General features: G+C 70.7%; 13 protein-coding genes. 10 read left to right on the plus strand and 3 right to left on the minus strand.

Going from position 1 to position 16194, the window contains the following annotated elements; translation table 11 throughout:
* Window positions 1-145: 145 nt before the first annotated feature.
* From pcaD to CEY15_RS10670, 3 genes are read left to right on the plus strand one after another with little or no spacing between them, the layout of a single operon-like run.
* Window positions 146-937, plus strand: coding sequence for a 3-oxoadipate enol-lactonase (gene pcaD / locus CEY15_RS10660; RefSeq protein ID WP_095718418.1), 792 nt, complete (start codon window positions 146-148; stop codon window positions 935-937).
* 14 nt (window positions 938-951) lie between these two features.
* On the plus strand, window positions 952-1761 hold the full coding sequence (locus tag CEY15_RS10665) for an IclR family transcriptional regulator (protein WP_095718419.1): 810 nt from the start codon (window positions 952-954) through the stop codon (window positions 1759-1761).
* Between the two features lie 35 nt (window positions 1762-1796).
* Entirely contained in the window at window positions 1797-3008 is a 1212-nt protein-coding gene (locus CEY15_RS10670; protein ID WP_095718420.1) for an acetyl-CoA C-acetyltransferase, read from the plus strand.
* Window positions 3009-3017: 9 nt separating this feature from the next.
* Here CEY15_RS10670 and catC read toward each other — a convergent pair whose 3' ends face one another.
* The 3 genes from catC to catA all read right to left on the minus strand — a co-directional run bounded on the left by catC (window position 3018) and on the right by catA (window position 5438).
* Entirely contained in the window at window positions 3018-3299 is a 282-nt protein-coding gene (gene catC, locus CEY15_RS10675; RefSeq protein ID WP_095718421.1) for a muconolactone Delta-isomerase, read from the minus strand.
* Between the two features lie 35 nt (window positions 3300-3334).
* Window positions 3335-4456 (minus strand): muconate/chloromuconate family cycloisomerase, encoded by a 1122-nt coding sequence (locus tag CEY15_RS10680; RefSeq protein ID WP_095718422.1) that lies wholly within the window; start codon window positions 4454-4456, stop codon window positions 3335-3337.
* A 115-nt stretch (window positions 4457-4571) separates the two neighbouring features.
* Entirely contained in the window at window positions 4572-5438 is an 867-nt protein-coding gene (gene catA / locus CEY15_RS10685) for a catechol 1,2-dioxygenase (protein WP_095718423.1), read from the minus strand.
* Between the two features lie 372 nt (window positions 5439-5810).
* On the opposite strand from catA, the gene benA reads away from it, so the two are divergent.
* The 7 genes from benA (at window position 5811) to CEY15_RS10720 (ending at window position 16194) form a co-directional block, all read left to right on the plus strand.
* Window positions 5811-7166, plus strand: coding sequence for a benzoate 1,2-dioxygenase large subunit (benA, locus tag CEY15_RS10690; RefSeq protein ID WP_095718424.1), 1356 nt, complete (start codon window positions 5811-5813; stop codon window positions 7164-7166).
* A 51-nt stretch (window positions 7167-7217) separates the two neighbouring features.
* Window positions 7218-7727: a benzoate 1,2-dioxygenase small subunit gene (benB, locus tag CEY15_RS10695; RefSeq protein WP_095718425.1), complete on the plus strand. Its 510-nt coding sequence runs from the start codon at window positions 7218-7220 to the stop codon at window positions 7725-7727.
* Between the two features lie 91 nt (window positions 7728-7818).
* Complete coding sequence (gene benC / locus CEY15_RS10700) at window positions 7819-9729, plus strand: benzoate 1,2-dioxygenase electron transfer component BenC (protein WP_095718426.1); 1911 nt, start codon at window positions 7819-7821, stop codon at window positions 9727-9729.
* Window positions 9726-10559, plus strand: coding sequence for a 1,6-dihydroxycyclohexa-2,4-diene-1-carboxylate dehydrogenase (locus tag CEY15_RS10705; RefSeq protein ID WP_428844197.1), 834 nt, complete (start codon window positions 9726-9728; stop codon window positions 10557-10559). The genes benC and CEY15_RS10705 overlap by 4 nt, the downstream gene beginning before the upstream one ends.
* 240 nt (window positions 10560-10799) lie before the next feature.
* Window positions 10800-12134: an MFS transporter gene (locus CEY15_RS10710; RefSeq protein ID WP_245847558.1), complete on the plus strand. Its 1335-nt coding sequence runs from the start codon at window positions 10800-10802 to the stop codon at window positions 12132-12134.
* Between the two features lie 5 nt (window positions 12135-12139).
* Window positions 12140-14959 (plus strand): helix-turn-helix transcriptional regulator, encoded by a 2820-nt coding sequence (locus CEY15_RS10715; RefSeq protein ID WP_095718428.1) that lies wholly within the window; start codon window positions 12140-12142, stop codon window positions 14957-14959.
* Window positions 14956-16194, plus strand: coding sequence for a benzoate/H(+) symporter BenE family transporter (locus CEY15_RS10720; RefSeq protein ID WP_095718429.1), 1239 nt, complete (start codon window positions 14956-14958; stop codon window positions 16192-16194). Before CEY15_RS10715 ends, CEY15_RS10720 begins: the two co-directional genes overlap by 4 nt.

The raw sequence follows: 16194 nt of genomic DNA on the forward strand, positions 1-16194 counted from the left end.
TCACCCACCGTAGGCGGTGTTCGTATGTTGCACAACTGTTCGTTATTCGCACAATCGGCGGGTATGGTGGTCTCCATCGCGCCGCGTGGGCCCGTCCCTGCCCTGCCCGCCGCGCCACCACAGAACGCCCGAAAGGACCGACGCCATGCCTGCCACCCTGTCCCACGAGGTCAGCGGACCCCGCTCCGCGGACGCCCCCGTTGTCGTCCTCCTCGGATCACTGGGCTCCGACCGGTCGATGTGGAACGCCCAGGTCCGTGACCTCTCCCGAGACCACACCGTGATCGCGGTGGACCACCGGGGTCACGGCAGTTCCGAGGTCGTCCCCGGGCCGTGCACGGTCGCCGACCTGGCCGGCGATGTCACGGCGTTGCTCGACTCGCTCGAGGTTGACCGGTTCCACGTGGCCGGGTTGTCACTCGGTGGCGCCGTGGCCCAGTGGCTCGCGGTCCACGAACCCACCCGCGTGCTCTCCACCGCCCTGTTGTGCACCGCCGCCAGATTCGGCGAACCGTCCGGCTGGGTTGACCGCGCCGCGGCGGTCCGTGAGGGCGGGACGGCCGCCGTCGCCGATGCCGTCGTCCCGCGGTGGATCACCGCCTCACGCGCGAAGGCCGAGCCCGAACTCGCGGCGAGAGTGCGCGAGATGCTCCTGGCCACCCCGGCCGAGGGATACGCCTCCTGCTGTGACGCGCTGGCCGGCTGGGACAACCGGGCCGACCTGGGCCGGATCTCCTGTCCCACCCTCGTCCTCGCGGGGGATGAGGACCCGTCCACCCCCCCGGAGGTCGTGCGGGAGATCGCCGACGGGGTGCCCGGCGCAGACTTCGTGGTCGTCTCCCCCGCAGCCCACGTCCCCACCATCGAGATCCCGGAGCGCATCACCGACGCACTCCGCCGACACCTCGAGTCCGCCCGGAACACGGACGCGCCGTGACGAGTTCAGACGCCATGGACGACCACGGCGTACCCCCCGCCGAAGGAGACGAGCGTGCGGCCTCCACGGATTTCGTCCAGTCCCTCGCGCGCGGACTCACGGTCATCCGGGCGTTCGACGCCCGCCGCCCACGACAGACCCTCAGCGACGTCGCGCGCCACACCGGCCTGACACGTGCGACCGCCCGCCGCTTCCTGCACACTCTCGTCGAACTCGGCTACGTGGACACGGCCGACTCCGTCTTCTGGCTCACTCCCCGCGTGCTCGATCTCGGGTACAGCTACCTGTCCTCCCTCCCGCTCACGGATCTCGCGCAACCGCACCTCGAGAAGCTCAGTTCGCGACTCGGGGAATCCTCGTCCGTCGCCGTGCTCGACGGCGCCGACATCGTCTACGTGGGGCGTGTCCAGGTGCGTCGCATCATGACCATCGGCATCACCATCGGAACCCGGTTCCCCGCCTACGCCACGTCGATGGGGCGGGTGCTGCTGGCCGCGCTCCCGGCCGAGGACCTCGACGCCTACCTCGCCGCGACGGACCTGCGGGCGCTCACCCCGCACGGCCTCGCCGACGAGTCCGCACTCCGCGCAGAGCTATCGCGGGTGGTCGATCGCGGGTGGTGTGTCGTCGACCAGGAACTCGAGCCGGGACTGCGCTCGGTGGCCGCCCCGGTCCACGACCGCCACGGCGAGGTCGGCGCCGCCCTCAACATCTCGACCCACGCCGCCCGCTACTCTCCCGACCAACTCCACGACGAGCTCGTCCCGGAGCTGCTGGCCACCGCCCGCGCACTGTCGGCCGATCTCGCTATCGTCCACCGCTGAGCCCGAACCCGCTGACCCCGAACCGAGGAATGCCCATGCGTGACGTCGTCATCTGCCAACCCCTGCGCACGCCCGTAGGGCGCTTCGGCGGGGTGTTCCGCGACCTGGACGCGAACACCCTGGCAACCCACCTGCTCACCGCTCTCGTCGAGCGCACCGGCCTGACCGGAGCCGACGTCGACGACGTGGTGCTGGGGCAGGGCTCCCCGAACGGCGAGGGGCCCGCCGTCGGTCGGATCGCCGCACTCGACTCCCCTCTCGGGATCGACGTGCCGGGGATGCAGCTCGACCGGCGCTGCGGTTCCGGGCTCCAGGCGATCATCGCCGGCGCCCTGCAGGTGGCCTCCGGGGGCATGGACCTCGTGGTGGCCGGTGGTGTCGAGTCCATGAGCCAGGTGGAGTTCTACGCCTCGCCCAGCCCCCGCTGGGGCATCCGCGGTAACGGGATCTCGCTGGTCGACAGACTCGGCCGGGCCCGCACCACCGTCGGCGGGCACTCACACATCATCGACGGCGGGATGATCGAGACCGCCGAGAACCTCCGCCGTGAGTACGGCATCGGTCGGGAAGAGCAGGACCGGCTCGCCGTCCAGTCCCACCAGCGCGCCGTGGCCGCGCAACAGTCCGGGGTGTTCGCCGAGGAGATCGTCCCGGTGACCGTCCCGCAGCGCAAGGGCGACGACCTGGTCGTCGACACCGACGAACACCCTCGGGCCGACAGTTCGGTCGAGGCGCTCGCGGGCCTGCGCCCCGTCATGGGGCGCACCGACCCGGAGGCCACCGTCACCGCCGGCAACGCGTCCGGACAGAACGACGGCGCCGCGATGTGCATCGTCACCACCGCCGACAGGGCCTCCGCCCTCGGGCTCACGCCGCTGGTCCGCCTCGCGTCGTGGGCCGTCGCGGGAGTGGCCCCCGAGACGATGGGGATCGGACCCGTCCCCGCCACCGCCAAGGCCCTGGACCAGCTCGGTCTGACCCTGTCGGACATGGGTGTCATCGAGCTCAACGAGGCGTTCGCCGCGCAGGCCCTGTCGGTCATGCGCGAATGGGACGTCGACCCCACCTCCGCACATCTCAACCCACACGGGTCCGGCATCTCCCTGGGCCATCCCGTCGGCGCGACCGGTGCCCGCATGCTGACGACCCTGTCGCGCGAGATGGTGCGACAGGACGCCCAGTGGGGCCTGGAGACCATGTGCATCGGGGGCGGCCAGGGGCTGGCCGCCGTGTTCGAGCGAGTCTGACCGTCGTGATCAGTCGATCCGAGACGGGTGCCGCGTCAAGGCCATGACCTGCATGTCCATGTACGGGAACAGCGGGAGGCCCTGGAGGATCTCGTGGAGCTCGTCGGCCGACTCGACGTCGAAGATGCTGATGTTGGAGTATTGGCCCACGATGCGCCAGAGCTCGCGCCACTTACCGGAGCGCTGCAGCTCCTGGCTGTAGGCCTTCTCGCGCGCCACGGTCTGGGCGCGGACCTCGGGGTCCAGGTCGTGCGGGATGTGGACGTCCATGCGGACGTGGAACAGTGCCATCGTGGGATCCTCCTTCGGGGGTGGTGTCGCCGCGGTCAGCGGCGGGTGAACTTCTCGACGGCGTCGTGGTCGATCTCGACGCCCAGGCCGGGCCCGGGCGGCAGGTGGACCCGGCCGGCCTCGTAGCGGATCGGCGTGGTCACATACGTCTCGGCGAGCAACAGGGGCCCGAACAGTTCCGAGCCGTAGTTGAATCCGGGCTCAGCGCAGGCGAGGTGCAGCGAGGCGACCGTCCCGATCGGGCCCTCGAGGGAGGTCGCCGCATGGCAGGCGATCCCGGCCGCACGGGCGATCGCCACGACCTCCTTGCCGCGGGTCAGACCCCCGAGCTTGGTGGTCTTCACCGCGATCACCCCGGCGGCGTCCCGGCGCGCCACCTCGAGGGCGTCGTGGGGGGACTGGACCGACTCGTCGGCCATGAACTGCACGGGCAGCGAGCGGTTGAGCTCGGCCAGCACCTCGATGTGTTCGGTGGGGGTCGGCTGCTCGATGAGCTCGATACCGGCCTCCACCAGCGCCGGGAGGTGGACGTTCGCGGTGAACCGGTCCCACCGGGCGTTGATGTCCACCCGCAGTCCGGCGCGCCCGTCGAGTCGGTCGGCCAGCGCGGCGATGCGGGCGACGTCCTCGGCCGGGTCCAGCGCTCCCATCTTCAACTTGAAACTGCGGTGACGATCCGCCGCCAACAGCTCGTCGATCTCGGCGACCATCTCCTCGAGCGGCATGGCGCCCAGGGCCCAGGTGCACTCGATCGAGTCGCGGACCGCGCCGCCCAGCAGCGAGCGGACCGGGACCTCCACCGACCGGGCCCACGCGTCGAACATGGCGATCTCCAGGGCGGCCTTGGCGAAACGGCCGCGGGCCACCACACCCTCCATCGCCTCGAGCACGGCCGGGACCTCGTCGACCCGACGGCCGACGGCCACCGGAGCGAGGTACTTCTCCACCAACACCTGCATGGTCTCCGCAGACTCACCACCCCACCACGGGCCGCCCGGGGTCACACCTTCGCCGTAGCCGACAACCCCGTCCTCGGTGATGACCGCCACGAGCAGGATCGACTGTGCCGTGGCGGTGGTGGTGGCGAACTTGTGCGGCCTGATGAGCGGCACGTCGAGAATCCGTGTCTCCACGGAACGGATGATCAGGTCAGACACTCTTCAGTCCTTCGTCTTGGTGGCCTTCGTCTTGGTGGCCCGGCCGGGCGATCGCCGACGCCCCGGCCGCGCGTGCCGGCCGGGGCGGGTGGGCATGAAGCGAGGTCGTTACCGGTCAGGCCACGAAACGCTTCTCGGAGACGGGGTCCAGAACGAAGTCGTAGACGACCTCGTCGATCCCGTCGGCGTTGGGCCGCGGAGCCAGGATCAGCTCGGGCTTGACCGCGCCGGCCACGTCGTCCTCCACCCACTCGCCACCCTGGAAGTACAGCTGGGTGGTGATCAGGCGCTTGCCCGGGGCGGTGACCTTCAGGTGCAGGTGCGCCGGGCGCCAGGGATGACCGCCGTAGCTGGAGATGAACTCACCTGTCGGGCCGTCGTGCGGGATCTGGTACGGGGCCGGCTGGACGGTGGTGATGTGGAATCCGCCGTCGGCGTCGGTGGTGAAGGTCGCCCGCAGGTTCCACTCCGGGATGCCCATACCGTCGTCGAACTGCGAGTAGAACCCGTCGGCGTCGGCATGCCACAACTCGACGGTCGCGCCCTCGATCCCCGCGCCCTCCAGGTCGCGGACCTGGCCCGTGAAGACGAACATCGTGCCCTTCTCGTCCTCACGCATCGGCATGACACCCTTGGCCCCGAGATCGGGAGCGTTCGGGACGTAGTAGGGGCCCTCGATGGAGCCCTTGGTGCCGGTGAAGATGCGGCCGTTGGAGTCCTCGATGAAGTGCTCCAGGAAGACGTCCAGCCACAGCGGCCACTCGCCGCCCTCGCCGACCTCGATCAGCCACTGCTTGAGGACCCGGTACTCGTCGTAGGTGACCTCGTGCTCGTAGATCACCTCGGACAGCTTCGTGAGCACGTCCTTGTAGATGGCAGCGGCGCGCTCGGTGCTCGTCTCGGACGAGAACCGGTTGCCCTTGAACTTGTCCGTCGCGGCCGAGCCGGAACCGGCGGCGGTGGGCACTGCGGTGGTGGTCATGACGCTCCCTCTGGTGGGTGTGGGTGTGGGGTGTGGGGTGTGGGATCAGACCGGCCGGATCGGGTCTGGCCGGGTCGGGTCGGGCCGGGTCGGTCCGGTCGATGCCCCCACTGTGCGCCGGGTCCGGTGTGTCGTCAATCACGGTCCATTACGTGTGTAGAGCGCCACTCGTGCGCCGACCGCGCGTCCGAGGTGCGTTTGCGCAGGTCCCGCCGCCGAGAGAGGGAATGTGTTCGCACTGCGAACAGTGCACGCCTAGGTATGACTAGGAGGTGCCCTAGTGTGATCGAGAGCACAACAGGGCACGGTGGAGGCACACCGGCAGCGGGTCGCATCGTCGCGACCGGAACCGAACCATGCTAGGAGCCCTCGATGTCAGATCGACTCGACCACGTCCAGGCCACCCTCGAGACCGCACTCGAGGACCGGCCTGCCGACGGCGTCATCCGCGCCAACCGCCGCATCTTCACCGATGAGGAGCTCTTCGAGCTCGAGATGACGCACATCTTCGAGGGCAACTGGGTCTACCTCGCGCACGAGAGCCAGATCCCCGACGTCGGCGACTACTTCACCACCGACATCGGACGTCAGCCCGTGGTGATCACCCGCGGCAAGGACGGCGAGCTCAACTGCCTCATCAACGCCTGTTCCCACCGTGGTGCGATGCTGTGCCGACGCAAGACCGATAACCGCACCACCCTCACCTGCCCGTTCCACGGCTGGACGTTCTCGAACTCCGGTGAACTGCTCAAGGTCAAGGACCCCCGCGACGCCGGGTACCCCGAGCAGTTCAACACCGACGGTTCGCACGATCTACGACGCGTGGTCCGCTTCGAGAGCTACCGAGGGTTCCTCTTCGGCAGCCTCAACCCGGATGTCCTCCCGCTGGAGGAGCATCTCGGCGACAGCCGGACCATCATCGACATGCTCGTCGACCAGTCACCCGAGGGCCTGGAGGTCCTGCGCGGCTCGTCCACCTACACCTTCGACGGGAACTGGAAGCTCCAGGCGGAGAACGGCGCCGACGGCTACCACGTCTCGGCGACCCACTGGAACTACGCGGCCACCACCGCGCGCCGCTCGTCGGGAGAGTCCAAGAACGAGACCAAAGCGATGGACGCCGGGACCTGGGGCAAGCAGGGCGGCGGCTACTGGTCGTTCGAGCACGGCCACCTGCTCCTGTGGATGTGGTGGGGCAACCCGGAGGATCGCCCGCTGTGGGGCCGCCGTCAGGAGCTCGCCGAACAGATCGGCGCGAAGAAGGCCGAGTTCATGGTGGGCGCCTCCCGCAACCTCTGCCTGTACCCGAACGTCTACCTCATGGACCAGTTCTCCAGCCAGATCCGGCACTTCAAGCCCATCTCTGTGGACAAGACCGAGGTGACGATCTACTGCATCGCCCCGAAGGGTGAGAGCGCTGAGAGCCGGGCGGCCAGGATCCGGCAGTACGAGGACTTCTTCAACGCGACCGGCATGGCGACCCCGGACGACCTGGAGGAGTTCCGCTCCTGCCAGAAGACGTACCTCGCCGACGCCGCGCCGTGGAACGACATGACGCGGGGCAGCACCCATCAGGTCACCGGACCGGACGAGACCGCCCGAGGCCTGGGGATGGAGAACGTGCTGTCCTCCGGCGCCAAGACCGAGGACGAGGGTCTGTACCCGGTCCAGCACGGGTACTGGCTCCGGACCATGCAGCGCGCGCTCAGGGCGGAGACCGGCGCCTGAGCCGTCCCACGCAGACCTCCCGCACCCCCTCCCCCACGAAAGGCCAGATCCATGACCGCCCCCACCGTGGCGTCGATCTCCGTTGACGAGATCTCCGCCTTCCTGTTCCGCGAAGCCCGCCTGCTCGACGACCGCCAGTTCGAGCAGTGGATCGCGTGCTACCGCGAGGACGCGATGTACTGGATGCCCGCCTGGGACGACGACGGCGAGCTCACCACCGACCCGTACTCGGAGATCTCGCTGATCTTCTACCCCAATCGGGCCGGCATCGAGGACCGCGTGTTCCGCATCCGGACCGAGCGTTCCTCGGCCACGTCGCTGCCGGAACCCCGCACGAATCACCTCATCAGCAACATCGAGGTGCTGGACCGCCGGCCCGGAGAGGTCGACATCCGGTTCAACTGGCTGTCGTCGTACTTCCGGTACAACACCACCGACCAGTACTTCGGCACCTCCTTCTACACCCTCGACGTCACCGGGGAGTCGCCGCTGATCACCTACAAGAAGGTGGTCCTGAAGAACGACTACATCCACCACATCGTGGACGTCTACATGGTGTGAGCCCACACCCGCGCCGGCGTCCGTCCAGGGCCCCGGCCCCCACCCGGTCGCCTGTGCGGCCGGCATCGCCAGCGACCTGGAGTGAGACCCCATGAGCTATTCAGTGGCACTGGCCTTCGAGGACGGCGTGACGCGCTTCGTCAACTGCGGTCCGACGGAGACCGTCGCCGACGCCTCGTACAAGGCCCGGATCAACATCCCCCTCGATTGCCGCGACGGAGCGTGCGGGACGTGCAAGTCCCTCTGCGAGTCCGGCGACTTCGACGGCGGCGACTACATCGACGACGCCCTCACCGAGGACGAGGCCGCGGCCGGGTACTGCCTGCCCTGCCAGATGGTCCCGCGATCCGACCTGGTCGTCCAAATCCCCACCACCTCCGACGTGGCCAAGACCACCGCCGCGGCGCACCCCGCGACGGTCACGGCCGTCGAGCGCCTGGCCGAGGGTGCGTTCGCGTTGACGGTTGAGCTGGACGACCGCGACGCCCTGGCGTTCCTGCCCGGCCAGTACGTCAGCATCGCGGTTCCGGGCACCGACCAGACGCGGTCGTACTCGTTCTCCACCGGAGCCGACTCGAAGCACTTGTCGTTCCTCGTCAAGTACGCCTCCGGCGGCGCGATGTCGGAGTACCTGGCCCAGCGCTGCGCGGTGGGCGACCGCCTGAATTTGACCGGTCCGATGGGCAGCTTCTTCCTCCGCGAGTCCAGCCGCCCCCTACTGCTCCTGGCGGGCGGCACCGGCCTGGCGCCCGTGCTGTCGATCCTGGAGACCCTCGCCGCCGACACCACCGACCGGCCGATCCACCTCATCTACGGCACCTCGTTCGACACCGACGTGGTCTACACGGACCTGCTGGACGAGTACACCACCCGGATCACTGGGATGACCTGGGAGCTGGTCGTGGCGGACCCGGCGACGGCGTATCCGAACAGCGGGTACGTCACCGGGCTGATCCGCCCGGAGCACCTCCACGACGGGACCGCCGACATCTACCTCTGCGGGCCGCCCCCGATGGTCGAGGCGGTCAGGGGCTTCCTCGACGCCGAGGGCCTCCAGGTGACGCACTTCTACTACGAGAAGTTCACCCCCGCGACCGCGGTGCCCGACCAGTCGGCGGAGCAGCGCGAGACGGCACCGACGGCCCCCACGACCACGGCCGCGCCCCCGGCACCCCTCGTCTTCCGTCGGCCCGGGGACCCGGTGCCGGCCATCGAGGCCCGCCCGGTCGGGTACGTCCCACCGATCCCCGGGGAGCACGCGGCCGCCGGCGCCCGTTCCGTGGAGCCGGTGGCCCCCCTCGCCGCGCGTCCGGTCGGGTACACCCCGCCCGCTCCGGGCGGACACCCCGCACCGGCCGCCCGCTCGGCCGAACCCTTCGCCGCCATCGCCGCCCGCCCGGTCGGCTTCGTCCCGCGCCAGGTCACCCTGGCGCCCGTGTCGACCACCCGCGACGCGGCCGGCACCACCACGGTGTCCGTTGCCGGCGGTGGACGCTCGGAGACCATCACCTCGGCACCCGGCGTGGTCAGCGGTGAGGTGCACCCCGCGATCCGGCGGTCCGATGCGCAGTTCGACGCCCGCATGGCGCTCGAGCTCGGCGTGATCGAACTGATCATGGGACGTCTCGACGACGCCCGCCTCGCGGAGTTCCGGATGCTCGCGGAGTCCGCCAATCAGTACATCGAGGGCGACCGGTTCCTCGACCCCGAGCGGTTCACCGCCGCGAACGCCCAGTTCCACGAGTTCCTGTTCCGCTGCACCGGCAACGACTCCCTGCTCCAGGCCTACCGCATGCTGGAGGTGACCCAGGTGATGAACAGCGTCCTGCCCGACGCCCGCTGGGTGTCCGAGGACATCGTCCCCGAGCACCTCGAGATCGTGGCCGCGTTCGAATCAGGGGACCGTGACGCCGCGCGTTACCTCATCCGGCGGCACAGCGCACACGCCAAGGCCACCATGCGCACCGCGCTGGACCAGCAGGCCGTGGGTGAGGCGTCGTGAGTGCGCCCGTCGGCGAGTACGACCCCGTGCCCCCCGTCGTCTCCCCCGGCCGCTTCGCCGCGCGGTCGGTGCTCGTCACCGGCGCCGTCCAGGGCATCGGTCGGGCGGTCGCGGACCGGGTGGTCCGCGAGGGCGGACTTGTCACCGTCGTGGACCGGGCCGACCTCATCGGAGCGGTCGCCGACGACCTGTCCGCCCTCTCCCCCGCCGGACACCGCGTGGTGCCGGTGGAGGCAGATCTGGAGACGTTCGAGGGCGCCGAGGCCTCGGTCCGTGCGGCGCTTGACGCGCACGGCCGGATCGACGTGCTGATCAACAACGTCGGCGGGACCATCTGGGCCCGGCCCTATGAGGAGTACTCGGCCGAGCAGATCGAGGCCGAGGTCCGGCGATCCCTCTTCCCCACGCTGTGGATGTGCCGTGCGGTTCTGCCGTCGATGGTCGCGGCCGGCGCTGGCACGATCGTCAACGTCTCCTCCGTCGCCACCCGCGGAGTGAACCGGGCCCCCTACGCAGCGTCCAAGGGAGGCGTCAACGGCCTCACCTCGGCCCTGGCCCTGGAGGCCGCCCCGCACGGTGTGCGGGTGGTGGCCACCGCCCCCGGCGGCACCCTCGCCCCCGAACGCCGCGTCTCGCGGGGTGGCGACGCCCGCAGCGACCAGGAGAAGGCCTGGTACACCCAGATCGTCGAGCAGACCGTCGACTCCACCGTCATGGGCAGGTACGGCACGCTCCACGAACAGGTGGCCCCGATCTGCTTCCTCGCCTCGGAGGAGGCCTCCTACATCACCGGGTCGACCCTTCCCGTCGCCGGTGGCGACCAGGGCTGAGAGCCCGCGCAGTACGCCGCGCCGGCCGACCGCCACACGCCCGCCTCGTTCCCACACCCACCTCGACCCCGCACCTTCATCGCCCACTGCGTCATCGTCCACACCGAACGGAGCCCTCCCGTGTCCTCGAGCACCCCCGCGCCCCCCGGGCGCCCCGTACCCTCCAACCCGCCCACGGATCCCGGCCCCTCCCCCGATGTCTGGGAGTCCCCGGCCCACAAGCGCACCGTCTACGGCGTCCTGACCGTGGTCGCCCTGGCGATCCTCTTCGACGGCTATGACCTCGTCATCTACGGCGCCGTCCTGCCCACCCTCCTGGCCGACCCCGGTCAGATCGGCGCCCTCGGGGCGGCGCAGGCCGGTGCGCTCGGGTCCTATGCCCTCGTCGGCGTGATGATCGGCGCTCTGGGTGCCGGAGCCGTCGGCGACCGCATCGGCCGCCGCCGGATCATGCTCGGCGCCATCGCCTGGTTCTCCATCGGTATGGCCGCCACCTCATTCGCCCGCGACATCACCACGTTCGGCGTCCTGCGCCTGCTCACCGGGTTGGGCATCGGTGCCATCGTGGCCACAGCCGGCGCGATCATCGCCGAGTTCGCCCCCGCGGGACGGCGCAACCTGTTCAACGCCATCGTCTACAGCGGCATCCCCGCCGGTGGCGTCATGGCCTCTGCACTCGCGATGATGCTGCGCGACCACATCGGGTGGCGGGGGTTGTTCCTCATCGGGGCCCTGCCCCTGGTGATCGTGCTGCCCTACGCCTGGTACGCGCTCCCCGAGTCACCACGGTGGCTGGCCTCCCGTGGCCAGACCCGTCGAGCCGCCGAGGTGTGCGCGGCCAGGGGCCTGCCGCTCGAGATGGCGGCGGTGCCGGACGCGCCCGTCACCGCAGATCCGGCGCGGGGCGGTGGCGACGACGACGAGGTGGTCCCCCGCACCGGCTTCGCCGCCCTGCTCTCGCCCGACTACCGTCTGGGCACTCTCCTGCTGGGGTTCATGAGTTTCGCCGGCCTGCTGCTGACCTACGGTCTCAACACCTGGTTGCCCACGATCATGGAGACCTACGGTATCGACGCCAGGAGCTCCCTGGGTTTCCTCCTCGTCCTCAACGGCGGCGCGATCGCGGGCGGGCTCGTCGCCTCCTGGTTCGCCGACAGGCACGGGCCGCGCGTCATCGTGGCCTTCTCGTTCGTGCTGGCGACACTGGCCCTGGTGTCCATCACCTTCTCCCCGCCGTTCGCCCTGGTGGTGGCGTTGGTCGCGGCTGCCGGCATGGGCACGATCGGTACGCAGGTCCTGCTCTACGGCTTCGTCTCCAACTATTACGAGACGGGTGCGCGGGCCGCCGGCGTGGCGTGGTGCGCCGGGTTCGGCCGCCTGGGCGGGATCCTCGGCCCGGTGATCGGTGGCCTCCTCGTGGCCGCCGGCCTGGACGCGGACACGTCCTTCCTCGTGTTCGGCGGGATCGCCCTCGCCGGCGCCGCCCTCACCCTGGCCGTGCCCCGGTCCCCGGTGCGGGAGGAAGCGGCCGTGGTGACGGAACCGGTCGAGAGCACCGGCTCGGACCTACGCTGACCTCCATGACCTTCGCCGACCCCGTTCCCCGTTACGGTCACCACCGCGCCGTGGACCGCCTGCAGGCGATCCACGGCGCGGTGGTGGGCTCGCGATCAACGATCGTCCTGGTCACGGCCGCCGACGGTGGGGGCAAGAGTCATCTGGTCGATTCCGTGGTGGCGCGGATCCCCGGGGTGACCTCGGTCCTCGTGCGCGCGCTGCCCTGGGAGAAGGACACGAGGTGTGTGGTGGCCGCGCGGATACTCGAGCGGCTGCCACACACCGATACCTCCCACCCGGACCGGGCGGGGGCCGGATCCACGGAGAGCGAGGGGGTCGACGGCACGACCCTGGTCGACGCGCTGTCCCGGGCGTATCTCGCCGCGGGCCCCGGCGCGGTGGTGGTGGTCGACGACGCGGAGTACGCGGACCCCGACTCCCTCCGCGGCCTGGCGTCCGCGATGGAGGCGGCGGGCCGGGCCACGGTCATGCTCGTCCTGACGCTCGGTAGCCCCGCCCACGGGGCCTCGGCCGAGCTGTGCACGCGGCTCGCCCGCGAGACCATCCGGTTGGGCGCGCTGGACCAGGCGGAGATCCGGACCCTCGTCGCGATGCGGACCGGCCGGGAGCCGTCGGCCGCGGCGGCCCGCCGTTTGATGCAGTACACGGGAGGCGAGGCGGGAGCCGTGGCGACGGTGGCGGACCAGGCACCCGACTCGTGGTGGGTCGCGCCCTTCTCCGTCCCGCCCCTTCCCGCCTCGGTCGAGCGGGAGATCTCCGCCCTGCTCGCGGCCATGGAGCCCTCCCATCGGGAGATCATCGAGGCGGCCGCCGTCCTGTCGCCCCCGGTCACGATGGATTCCCTGACCGCGCTCGTCGGCGCGCGGAGCGGAGTCACTCCCACCACAGCGGCGATCTCCGCCGCCCTGGACTCCGCGCATTCCGCCGATCTGGCGCGGGTCGACCTCTCCCCCGGTGCCGCTACCGTCCGATTCCGTTCCCCCCTGCTGCGGACGGCGGTGCTGCGCGGGATACCACCGAGTGATCTCCTGCGCCTGCACTCACTCGCCGCCCGCGTCGCGGAGGAGGCCGGGGACCACGGGGACACCGATGCGGCCCTGGACCACCGTGCCTCGGCGGCGACGGGCCCGGATCCCGACCTGTCCGACACCCTCCGTGCCCGCGCCCTCGTCCACGCCCGCGCCGGACGATGGAGTGCGTCGGGCCACGCCTATCTCACCGCTGCTGCTCTGACCCCGGACGTCGACCGGTCCCGCGAACTGCACATCGACGGGGTCGACGCCCTGATCAACTCCGGTCGGATCAGCGAGGCCCGGTCACTGGCCCAAGGGCTCGAGCGGGTGCGCTCTGATCCCCGCCGGGACGCCGTGCTCGGGTCCCTCGCCGTCCACCTCGGTCACGCCGGTGAGGCCCAGGTCCTGCTCGACCGTGCTCTGGCGACCCGCGAGGGCGGGGTGCCGGCGTCACCGGCCGCGGACCCGGTCGCACTCGCCCAGAAGTTCGTCGTCCACTCCCTGTGCGAATGGGAGCCCACCCGGATCCTCCACTGGGCCCGGGTCGTCACCGGCAGCGGGCGCCCGGATCAGCCGGAGGTCGAGGAAGCCCGGGCGATCGAGATGCTGGCGCTCGCGATCCGGGGAGAACAGGAGGCGGTTCCCGCGGTGGAGGAACGGATCGCGGGCCTCGCCCCGGCCGTGGCGCAGCGCTTCGAGATGGCGGCGGGCTGGATCGCCCTCGCGAACGACGACCTCGAGACCGCCCGCCGGCACCTGGGCTCCGCGGTCCCCACCGCGGACGTCTCCGGGTCCGCGCGGATCTCGATCTGGGCGCAGGCTTGGTTGGCCCGCACCCTCCTGCTGCGAGGCGACTGGGACGACGCGCTCCGCGTCGTCGACACCGCGGCCCGCCGGGTGGATGACCTCGAGTTGGACCTGCTGGCCCCCGTGGTGCACTGGCCGGGTGCGGTGATCCGCTCGATGCGCGGCGACCACCTCGGCGCCGCCTCCCACCTGAGGAACCTGACGACCAGTGCCGACGCCTACCCGGTCCAGATCATCCCGTCGGCCATGGCGCGGATGCAGGTGGCGGCCTCGTCCGGCGACTACACCTCCGTTCGCCTTGCCGCCGAGCCCGTCGTGGCACTGGCCCGCGAACTCGACATCGATCAGCCCGGGTACTGGCCGTGGCACGACCTGTACTCCCACTCGCTCGTCCTGGCCGGGCGTCTCGACGAGGCCGAGAACCTCATCGGCCCCGCCGAGGCCCGCGCCGGACGCCAGGGCCACCGCTCGACGCTGGCCCGCCTCGGGGCGGTCCGTGCCCGCATCGCGGCGGTACGGGGAGACGTGGACGAGTGCATCCTGATTTTCCGCCGGAGCCTCGACCACCTCGACGGCCTGGCCATGCCCTACTACTCGGCCCGCATGCATTTCGGCCACGGCCAGACTCTCCGCCGCGCGGGCCGCCGCCGGGAGGCTCACCTCGCACTCGGGACCGCCCGCGACATCTACGAGCAACTGGGGGCGAGCGCCTACGTCGAGCGGTGTGACCGCGAGCGCCGCGCGGGCGGAGTGGACGTGGTCCGCACCGGCGGCAACAGCACGCTGACGCCGCAGGAGAGCGCTGTCGCGACCCTGGTGGCCGCGGGCCGGACCAACGCCCAGGCGGCGGAGGAACTGTTCCTGTCCGTCAAGACCGTCCAGTACCACCTCACCCGCATCTACTCGAAGCTCGGCGTGAGCGGCCGCACCGAACTCGCGGCCCACGTGGCCCGACGCGGCGAGACGTTCCGTACCGACCCCGACCCCACGGGAGACCAATGAGCACCGTCCCACCGACGACCGGCCGGCAACTCGATCTCGTCGGATCGGGCCGGCCCTCGCCCCGTCGTGTCCTGGCCGACCTCGGTCCCCGCGAGTTCGCCAACGCCCTCATCGCGCTGGTGTTCTCGGCGACCGGCCCCGTCGCCGTGATCCTCGCCGCCGGAGGGCAGGGTGAGCTGACCCCCGCCCAGCTGTCCTCGTGGATCTTCGGGGTCTTCTTCGCCAACGGACTGCTCACCATCATCATGAGCTGGGCCTACCGCACGCCGCTCGCGTTCTTCTGGACCATCCCGGGCACGGTGATCGTCGGCAATTCCCTGGGGCACCTGCGATGGTCGGAGGTCCTCGGGGCCTATGTGGTGACAGGAGTGGTGATCCTCCTGGTCGGCCTGTCCGGCCTGGCCCGCAGGCTCATGGACTGGATCCCCATGCCGATCATCATGGCGATGGTCGCCGGGGTGTTCCTCCGGTTCGGTCTGGGGCTGGTCGAAGCGGTCTGGACCTCCGCCGCGGTGGCCCTGCCGATGGCGGTCGCCTTCCTCGCCGTCGGCGCCGTCCCCCGCCTGGCCCGGATCGTTCCACCCATTCTCGCCGCGATGATTGTGGGCATCGCCGCCGTCGTGGTGGCCGGCGGGCTGTCCCGCGGGATCATCGATGACGGCATCATCGCCGCCCCGATGCTGCAGTCGCCGGAGTTCACGCTCCGGGCGATGACCGAGTTGGTCGTCCCGCTCGCCATCACCGTCCTGGTGGTGCAGAACGGGCAGGGCATCGCGGTCCTCCGGGCGAAAGGGCACCGTCCCCCGGTCTCCGCGTGTGCGGTGGCCTGTGGGGTCTGGTCCCTCCTGGTCTCCGCGATCGGTGCGGTGTCGACGTGCCTGACCGGGCCCACGAACGCCCTCCTCGTCTCGTCGGGTGAGCGGAGTCGGCACTATGCCGCGGCGATCGCCAACGGCGCCCTCGCACTCGTGGTGGGCGTCGTCGCCCCGGCCTTCGTCGGGCTCATCCTGGGCACCCCCGCGGCGTTCATCGCCGCCCTCGGCGGGTTGGCGATGCTCGCCCCGCTCCAGTCGGCGTTCGTCACGGCATTCCGCACCGACCGGGCGCTCGGCCCGCTCGTGTGCCTGCTCGTCACCGTGGCGGACGTGTCGCTACTCGGGGTCTCGGCACCGTTCTGGGGCATCGTGCTGGGGATGGCGGTCTCGGCGCTACTCGAGCGCCGCCACCCGGCCTGA

Source organism: Dietzia natronolimnaea (genome assembly GCF_002289575.1).
Lineage (GTDB): Bacteria > Actinomycetota > Actinomycetes > Mycobacteriales > Mycobacteriaceae > Dietzia > Dietzia natronolimnaea_A.

Excerpts from the sequence above, each read along its gene's own strand:
- pcaD (WP_095718418.1), top strand. The coding sequence starts at position 146 with ATGCCTGCCACCCTGTCCCACGAGGTCAGCGGACCCCGCTCCGCGGAC.
- CEY15_RS10665 (WP_095718419.1), top strand. The coding sequence starts at position 952 with ATGGACGACCACGGCGTACCCCCCGCCGAAGGAGACGAGCGTGCGGCC.
- CEY15_RS10670 (WP_095718420.1), top strand. The coding sequence starts at position 1,797 with ATGCGTGACGTCGTCATCTGCCAACCCCTGCGCACGCCCGTAGGGCGC.
- catC (WP_095718421.1), bottom strand. The coding sequence starts at position 3,299 with ATGGCACTGTTCCACGTCCGCATGGACGTCCACATCCCGCACGACCTG.
- catA (WP_095718423.1), bottom strand. The coding sequence starts at position 5,438 with ATGACCACCACCGCAGTGCCCACCGCCGCCGGTTCCGGCTCGGCCGCG.
- benA (WP_095718424.1), top strand. The coding sequence starts at position 5,811 with ATGTCAGATCGACTCGACCACGTCCAGGCCACCCTCGAGACCGCACTC.
- benB (WP_095718425.1), top strand. The coding sequence starts at position 7,218 with ATGACCGCCCCCACCGTGGCGTCGATCTCCGTTGACGAGATCTCCGCC.
- benC (WP_095718426.1), top strand. The coding sequence starts at position 7,819 with ATGAGCTATTCAGTGGCACTGGCCTTCGAGGACGGCGTGACGCGCTTC.
- CEY15_RS10715 (WP_095718428.1), top strand. The coding sequence starts at position 12,140 with ATGACCTTCGCCGACCCCGTTCCCCGTTACGGTCACCACCGCGCCGTG.
- CEY15_RS10720 (WP_095718429.1), top strand. The coding sequence starts at position 14,956 with ATGAGCACCGTCCCACCGACGACCGGCCGGCAACTCGATCTCGTCGGA.